The sequence below is a fragment of the Oligoflexus sp. genome (assembly GCF_035638955.1).
Classification (GTDB): Bacteria; Bdellovibrionota_B; Oligoflexia; order Oligoflexales; family Oligoflexaceae; genus Oligoflexus.
This window is the reverse complement of the sequence record NZ_DASQYZ010000264.1, coordinates 1-7,541: the sequence shown is the minus strand read 5'-3', so window position 1 is coordinate 7,541 and position 7,541 is coordinate 1. Positions and strand designations below refer to the sequence as shown.

The following is a 7,541-nucleotide window of genomic DNA, read 5'->3' as shown; positions in this document are numbered from 1 at the left end:
GGTAATGATTCTGAAGTTGCTGAACCCACAAGCTTTTTGTCTTTGGATGTCTGGGACATGGATGAAGCCTCATTTCCGCCACTTTCATTATACTAATTTATCGGCAGAAACTGTCTCATACTTGGCTGAGATATAGGGGAGTGGGGCCACCAAGCCCAAACATGGGGCAAGGCGGAACGCTCAGGCTTTTGGGGCGACGGTTATGTCACGGGCTTTGAGGTTGCCGGATCCGCGTGGGAACTGCCGTTCTGCGTGCCGGAAAGTGGAAGCTATGAGATGACCCTGCGTTACGCCAGCCCCTATGGAGACAAGGTCAACAGTGTCTATCTCAACGGTCAGAAGTTGAACCGGCTCAATTTCCTGCAGTCATCCAACTTTATCGAGAAAAAAGTTCCACTTACCCTTACCCGAGGCCAGAACAACGTGATGTTGCGCATGGACTCTGATGATTGGGGGTGGATTGATTTGGACGCCATGTGGTTGGAGCGTCGTTGACCTCGTAGATACAACAGCGCGCCGCTTGATTAATCAACCCGGCGCCAATCGACTGCCTGTGAATAAAACTGCTTGGGCAACGTAAGAACAAACTGAAACGGCGTCGGCGCGATGCCGCAGTCTTCCAGGAGATCGATGCGAATCGATCCCCCGTGGCTTTTCAGAGTGTGCTGGACCGCGCTCATGCCAACCCCACGGCCAGAGTTTTTTGATACCTCCTGCCTGGTGGAGAACGATCCTGCAAAAATAAACTGGGCCAGCATCATGGGTTCAGGTTGGTCGTCGCTGTTGAGCAGGCCCTCAGCTCTGGCTTTTTTCAGGATGCTATCCAATCCCAATCCTTGTCCGTCATCCCGGTAAATGAGCAGCAAAGACTCGTCGGGTCCTGGTTCCAAGTTGATTTCGATTTGACCTGCCGCGGCCTTGCCCTTGCTTTGACGAACCAGTGGCATTTCAAGACCATGGTCCATCGAATTTCGAGTGATATGCACCAGGACGTCACTGAGCAGCCTTGCCCCGTCCTGGGTGAACTCGTAGTTCCCGCCGTTCACCAGGACCTTGGGCGCTAATTTGCCGAGAGGCCAGGGATCCTTCGAGCATGCCCTCAGCACAAACCTCCGGGTTCTCCTGGAGGGCCCTGGATGAGATTCCAAAATCGATCAGTTTAATCTGCAGATTCGGAGGGTCGATGAAGATATTGGGTGCAGAGTGGAGGTGACTCCGCAGGAATGAATTGTTCGCAAGGGAGGCGGTTGAGGTGATATAAGGATAAATATCAAAGACTTAAAATCGTCATGGCCTGATGTGATCCAGCACAGGCAGAGTACCTTGATAAAGTTCAGAGGGTAACTCGGGATCATCCGCATCCGAGACAACATAAAAGGTGCGCGCATCCCCAGTCCTGGGGATCAACAGGCCTTCGAACTTGATGGCAGTAGGCAGTTCCGTCATGAAGATCAGCTGATCATTCGGGTCGAGGCAGCCGATGGCCGTACCCATGTTTTGACCATCATGATAGGTGGATTCTGAGTCTTCAGCTGCCGCCAGAAACCATGTTTGGTTGGGGGCGGGACTGGCAGCATCGGTAAAACCCAAGGGGACTCCGTGCAGAGTTCCGAGGTCGATATGCTTGATGCTGATGATGGTGTCTGGGCTTATTTGCTGATGGGAACCGAGTCCTTGTAAGACACTGGAAAAGTCCAGATTAATAACAGCATTGCGTGATGATTGGCCATTGCCCCGTTGCAGGATCTTGAACGTGGAACCACTGACGGTGGCTCCTTCAATATTAAGATCGGGAAATTGTTTCTGCAGGTGCTGGTAGAGCGGTGAAAAGTGGATCGGCTGTGGCTTGCCTTGCAGCAGCCCTGACTCGCTGAAGTGAAGGAGGGCTCCCTCCTGGCGGTTGGGTTTTGAACCTGACGGAATCACAAGCAACGAGCCGCCGCTCGCCCACATCTTTGTATCCAGAAGTACCAGAGACTCCAAATCAGGCTTGAGCTTCTTGCGCTCGTCTTTCTTCTCGGGAAGACGACCCTCCCAAATCGGTAAAAGGAATCCCGGCTGGCCCATGGTCAAGGGGAAAACGCCCAGGCTTATTTCATCATCACTCACGACATACAATCGCCCATGAGCCTGGACCAATCCACTGGCCGAGCTTAAATAAGGGCGACGCTTCTCATTCAGGTTGGGCTCCAGATCGAGCTGCCGCAAACGTTTCAATTCGAGACTGATGTTCATTCACGAGGGTCCGGCTATCACTTCGTTGTTGTCTTGTTTGATTCTGTTATATATCTCTGGCAAAGGCAACGCCACCCAACTTTCGCCTCGCACTTCACCATCCCGATTGACCAGATAGAGACGAAATTCCTGGGGGGGACATTGAAATCTCTCATGGAGAGCCCCTTCGGGATAGTCCTCCTTCACAAAAGCCCAGTCCTTGTCATCCCAATTTTCATAGAGGCGGCTGGCTTCCATCATGGCCGGATGAGTCCGGTCGGGAGCCAAAGCCACCAGAACATTCTTTTTGCCTTCAAAACGTTTGATATCGTGCCGAGCGACCATTGTTTCGGAAATGCCTCGCCAGATAAGCGAGGATAAGAGACCGACCATATTTTCACCCAACAATTGCGAGGAATGGGATGCGACACGTCCGTCATCCCGAACTAGTATTCCTCTTGCAAATAAAGGGCCGGTTGGAAATTTAAGCCACGGGACGGGGGTTTGGCGGTCGTCAACCGTCAAAGCGCGACAGGAGCCAGGGGCCTCCCGTGTTCAGCCAAAGGCGGCCATAGGAGTCAACATACAGCCAGAGGATAAACATATCCTTGGACTGCAGCGAATGCTTGAGCTGATCGTAAGGCAGAACAACTTTCCAGCCCTGTTCGGTTTTTTTATGAATGCCCTGCGGCGTGCAAGCATACATCACACCCGAGCTATTTGCTGCCAGACCAAACATAAGAGGATCAGGCTCAACCAAGGGCTCCCAGGTTCCTTCGTGACTCTTGCGTATCAGCACCTGTTTATCGCCGGTCGGAAAATTTATGGTCACCCAATACTGATCAGTTGCAATCTTCATGATCGTTAAAGTGCTTCCTGGAACATAGGATTCCAGTCCAAGTTCTTGAGGCGTGACGACGCGAAATGCTGGCTCGCTATCAGAAGTTTTTGTAAAAATGTAGAACTGACTGGCCGTAATAACCACCAGCTTGCCCTTATATACCATCGTATTGAGGATAGGATCAGGGGAACCGTCAGGCAGCGCCATCACTTCACGCTTGCCATTTTGCACCCGATTCATGACTCGACTACCATCCGCATAAAACCAGACGCTGCCGTCATCCGTCTCTTCGAAGCGCGATATCATACCGCCCAGGTACTTTTCATTGAGAAGCTTGAAATTCGTATCACCTTTGAGGCGCATCCAAACTTCCGTGTAAGTCGAAGCAAAAAGGGTGCCGTCACGTGACTCAAAATTAACATAGTGTGCAACGCCGCCAGGCACGCCTGGACTCTCGTACTGCCACATGCCGTCTTTAAAGACGTGAATGCCGCGTTCAAAAAAAGCCTGCTTCATCCGGCCTTCGGTATCCTCCCAAAATTGGGGGAGCATCCCGTGGGAAAGGCCCAGGATTTTTTCATCATAGGGCAATAAGTGATTGGGTTGAATGCGGTAGATGGAACGCGTGCCATTTCTACCCGAGGATGCGTTAAGCCAAAGCGTTCCATCAGGACTTCGGTAGACATGAGTCAACGTATTCAAGAAGGCCTGAGTGAAGGCGGAAGGCCAATGCTTGAGCCCTGTCGATGACTCAAGATAAAAACCATCATAAGGCGCCGTCCACGCACGCAGAGCATTCCCGGGCATGCGAATAGGATTGAAGGATTCAACTCCACCGTAATCGCTATTCAGGATAGGATAGGCCTTATAATCAAGCTCAGCGAACTGATCGAGCTCTTCCCACTGCTTTTGTTTGGCATTCCAAGCGTAACGTTCGCAGACAAGCCGATTTTCATGATCCAGGCCGGGGTCACACGACGTGAGGCTGCCAGCAGGACCTGGAGGCAGGGGCAAGGGTTGAAAGCTATCGACATCAGAATAATAGCCCAGAATCTTTTCGCCCATGTTCATGGCCAGGGCATAGATACCCCCGCGACTGTCGGCAAAAATGGAAGCCAAACTACGACCGTTACCTTGATGGAAATTGAAGGCCAGACGCCAGCGTGGTTCGGGGCCCCATACCCAGAGCTGGTCCGCACAAATTTGCCAAAGGCGCCCTAAAGAATCCAGCGTGACAAAGGGGAAAGCAGCAGCACAGGAATCCTCGGGACGTTCCACAAGCGGAAGAGGAATGAGTGGATGCCATTGCTGTCCATCGAAGTGGCGATAGCCGTCTGCAAAACGGCAATAGAAACCGGTTTTCACAAAATTATAGGGACCCTTGCAATCATTAAAGAAAGGTGAATCCGACTGAGCATCGGCAGATGGAATCCAAATCCATGACTCCCCATTCCAGCGAGCGATGCCAGTTAGTTTTTTATCTTCGGGCATGACTCTCGTAAAGTGTGCATAGATATCCTGTTGGGCCGTCATATTCAGTTGAATATGTTGGTGCCGTCCAGGCAGAACTGGGGTCGTATTCACCCATTTGGTACCATCCCATTTTTGAATGGTCCCATCCTCAAACGTGGCAATGGATGTACCTTTCGTGTCCTGGATCAGTTGCTGCGGGCTCACCGCGTCCCCATTCTGACGATATTCGAGACGTTCCATGATCCAGGCGCGACGATTGATTCCAATCGATCGGCTGACTTCCCGAAGGTTGCCCGCACCATCCTGGGCTCGGACGTGAAGCCGCATGACCGATTCATGGATAGCGGCCTGCTGCCAGGCTTCATGCAACGTGAACTCGATGTCCTGATCGCAAGGTTTATAGTCCGCCAAGGAAAGCCCACGGCAGCGTCCCTTGGTACAGATCACATCCTTTCCGGACAGAGTATCTTTGGACTGTAAAACGAAATCGACTTTACATTCCAGGGTCTCTTTAAGTCTTTCCTGAGAGAGGACTTCATGCTTGTTCAACTGAACATGAGCGCGAATGAAGACATCCATATCTCGCATGACGGAACCTTCCTGGTTCCACAACTTATTTATCCAAGCGAGATTCAAATCCGGTGCTGTGGCGGAGAAGGCCACTGTCTGGCAAAGTACGGGGCTTTCGTTACCAGCACGATCCCTGGCAAAAGTGAAAATATCATACAGTCCTGGCTTGCTCGCTGTGATGCTCGACACCGCGTGGAATGCTTCGGGATGGGTGCATTTTCCAAGCGGCTGGCACGACGAGGGCGTGTTGGAGTCAGCGGCGGTCGCTGTCCTCTCCTCGAGGCAGGCATGAAGCTGCGAATCCTGTCCTTCGCTTTTCCAAGGCAGCGCTTTGCCTGGTTGATAGACTGCAAATGTGGAGGTGTCGACGAGACCGCCAACCCACGGCGAACGGCGCAGGACGGTGAGCGGGCAGCTTTTTTTGATGAGAGAACGCGAGGTTTCACCAAAGTTATCCAGAAGGTCATAGGCGTCCACTTCAAGCCGATAGATGCCTTCGCGAAGAGCTGAAGTATCGAGAGTATCCGGCAATTGAAGCGTCGAAGCACCAAAGTCCTGGGTGAAAAGATTTTGAGTTTGGCCGTCCTGCTCGCGAATGGCTCGTACCACCAGCTTTAAAGTTTGTGCGTTGACAGTCGACTCGAAGGACCAATCATGCCGCAACGATTTGTTGGCAAAAAATCCGTCGTTCGAACAGGAAAATGCTGTGCTGAGACCGGAAGCCGCTTGCAGATTCTTTCGCATGAAAGTCGGTTCGGATGTTGGCAGGGAATGAACCAGGGCTTTACGTTCCGCGGGGAGGCTCACCAAAACCAAGCCTTGTTCCTGAGGAAGACGAATGCAAGCCTGAGACGAGAGCGCAAGTGGAGAACGCTGACCGGCCTGATTTTGAAATTGGGCCTGAACCTTGAACAATCGTTCCGCGCTCAGCGGTTCGCCGTTTTCGTCCATAATGCGCAAGAGACCTTCCGTAAGAGTGGAGGGTGGCATCTGGCATTCGACCGCGAGCACGTTATGTTGGTTGTTGAGCTTTGAACATGAAAAGGAATAACATATTGTTATTGCTAATAAAAGTCTAGAAAATGAAATCTTCATGCAATGCTCCCCTTGATAGGACGCGTCAAAATACCACAGATTGGAATTTTGTCAACACCAATCAGGACAAGGGTTTGCGAGGTTTTTTAGGGGAAAGACTGGGTTCAAAGGTCTAAGGCTTGGCTCCAAGGCGCAGGAGGATGCCCTCGGCGGCTGCGATCCCTGTATTGAAAGCGTTTTCGTGGAGATACGGTATTTCGAGAAAGCTGCCAGCATACCAAATGCGTTGTCCGCCTTGGAATGTCTTCAGCGTCTCGATCGCCTGCATGCCCGCAAAAGTAGCCACCGGATGAATCATAATCCTATCCTGGATGATCCTGACCGGATCAGGCTCAAGTGGAGGGTTGAGGGTGATAAAGATATCAGGCAAGCGCTTGTCGAGGACGGAGAGACGATTGACCCAAAACGTTATGGTAGTCTGACCCAAAACCTGATCCAAAGAGCTGGGAATGGTAAGGTTGAATGCGCCCCAGGATCGCTTGGACCGGGGCAGAAGTTTGGCATCCGTATGCACCACCACACGATCACGCCGGAAGGGAATCGCCGTTAGAATGGCATTCAGTTCTGAAGTTTTATCAAGAATCAGATCGGCAATATGATTCGGCTTGATAGCAACCACGACGGCATCAAAGGTTCGGCTTTGATCCTGACCCTGAGGTGTTTGCGTGACGATCTCCACGGAATCCGGTCCGCCCCGATGCGACGCGCGCACGGGCCAGGACCTCGCCATGATGTTGTTGGAGCCATGGCGTGAATCGTTCCAGATAAGAGTGCATCCCTCCCGGCAGGCACATGCGATCGGACCGATGGCTGCCGACGATCGCGTGCATATTCCAATAAGCCACCAGAGCCCGCATCGGGTAGTCCTCTACAGCGGCCTCGTGCATGGCGAAGCAACCCAGCGCCCGGGGATAGAAAAAGTAACGCATGAATTCCGGGGAGCGTGGAAAAGCCTTGAAATAGTCCCCTACCGACAGCAAGTGAAGCCTGGGATCGTCCAGGACTTGGGCGGCCTGCTCACGAAATTCCTGGACTTCGCGCTCAAATGCCGGTGCATGACGCCAGTTTTTTCGAAACGAAAATTTTCCGTGATCGGTTATGAAATAGCAAGCCAGCTGCTTGGGGGTCATGAAACCGCATTCACGTTGGATGCGTCGCGGTGTGACATCAAGGTCTTTCAGCAGAGCCACGAAGTTGATAAACGTTGTTAAACCTCTCCACCCAAGCCAGGGGCTATGGATGGAGATTCCTGGCCTTCAGGCGTTCAGCGCTTCCCTGGCCGGTCGGGCACCAGGGCTCTTGCTGAGGCTTACTCGGCCTTTTTCCCGATCTCTCCAGGGAAGACGTC

At 52.2% G+C, this 7,541-nt stretch carries 7 protein-coding genes; 2 read left to right on the top strand and 5 right to left on the bottom strand.

What is annotated here, in order from left to right; translation table 11 throughout:
• Positions 1 to 132 precede the first annotated feature (132 nt).
• Entirely contained in the window at positions 133 to 495 is a 363-nt protein-coding gene (locus VE954_RS24500; protein WP_324957767.1) for a CBM35 domain-containing protein, read from the top strand.
• Positions 496 to 524: 29 nt separating this feature from the next.
• Here the strand turns inward: VE954_RS24500 and VE954_RS24495 are convergent, their stop codons facing one another.
• The 5 genes from VE954_RS24495 to VE954_RS24475 all read right to left on the bottom strand — a co-directional run bounded on the left by VE954_RS24495 (position 525) and on the right by VE954_RS24475 (position 6,905).
• Positions 525 to 1,106: an ATP-binding protein gene (locus VE954_RS24495; protein WP_324957765.1), complete on the bottom strand. Its 582-nt coding sequence runs from the start codon at positions 1,104 to 1,106 to the stop codon at positions 525 to 527.
• 181 nt (positions 1,107 to 1,287) lie between these two features.
• Positions 1,288 to 2,235 (bottom strand): DUF6929 family protein, encoded by a 948-nt coding sequence (locus VE954_RS24490; protein ID WP_324957763.1) that lies wholly within the window; start codon positions 2,233 to 2,235, stop codon positions 1,288 to 1,290.
• Positions 2,236 to 2,607: a hypothetical protein gene (locus VE954_RS24485; protein ID WP_324957761.1), complete on the bottom strand. Its 372-nt coding sequence runs from the start codon at positions 2,605 to 2,607 to the stop codon at positions 2,236 to 2,238.
• 121 nt (positions 2,608 to 2,728) lie between these two features.
• Positions 2,729 to 6,088 carry a hypothetical protein gene (locus VE954_RS24480; RefSeq protein WP_324957759.1) on the bottom strand — a complete coding sequence of 1,120 codons (3,360 nt, stop codon included), beginning with the start codon at positions 6,086 to 6,088 and terminating at the stop codon, positions 2,729 to 2,731.
• A 217-nt stretch (positions 6,089 to 6,305) separates the two neighbouring features.
• Positions 6,306 to 6,905 carry a hypothetical protein gene (locus VE954_RS24475; RefSeq protein WP_324957757.1) on the bottom strand — a complete coding sequence of 200 codons (600 nt, stop codon included), beginning with the start codon at positions 6,903 to 6,905 and terminating at the stop codon, positions 6,306 to 6,308.
• Positions 6,906 to 6,921: 16 nt separating this feature from the next.
• On the opposite strand from VE954_RS24475, the gene VE954_RS24470 reads away from it, so the two are divergent.
• Positions 6,922 to 7,404: a hypothetical protein gene (locus VE954_RS24470; RefSeq protein ID WP_324957755.1), complete on the top strand. Its 483-nt coding sequence runs from the start codon at positions 6,922 to 6,924 to the stop codon at positions 7,402 to 7,404.
• The last annotated feature ends 137 nt before the right edge of the window (positions 7,405 to 7,541 follow it).

Bases quoted from the DNA above. Each gene is read 5' to 3' on its own strand.
- VE954_RS24490 (WP_324957763.1), bottom strand. From the start codon at position 2,235: ATGAACATCAGTCTCGAATTGAAACGTTTGCGGCAGCTCGATCTGGAG.
- VE954_RS24485 (WP_324957761.1), bottom strand. From the start codon at position 2,607: ATGGTCGGTCTCTTATCCTCGCTTATCTGGCGAGGCATTTCCGAAACA.
- VE954_RS24480 (WP_324957759.1), bottom strand. From the start codon at position 6,088: ATGCCACCCTCCACTCTTACGGAAGGTCTCTTGCGCATTATGGACGAA.
- VE954_RS24470 (WP_324957755.1), top strand. From the start codon at position 6,922: ATGATGTTGTTGGAGCCATGGCGTGAATCGTTCCAGATAAGAGTGCAT.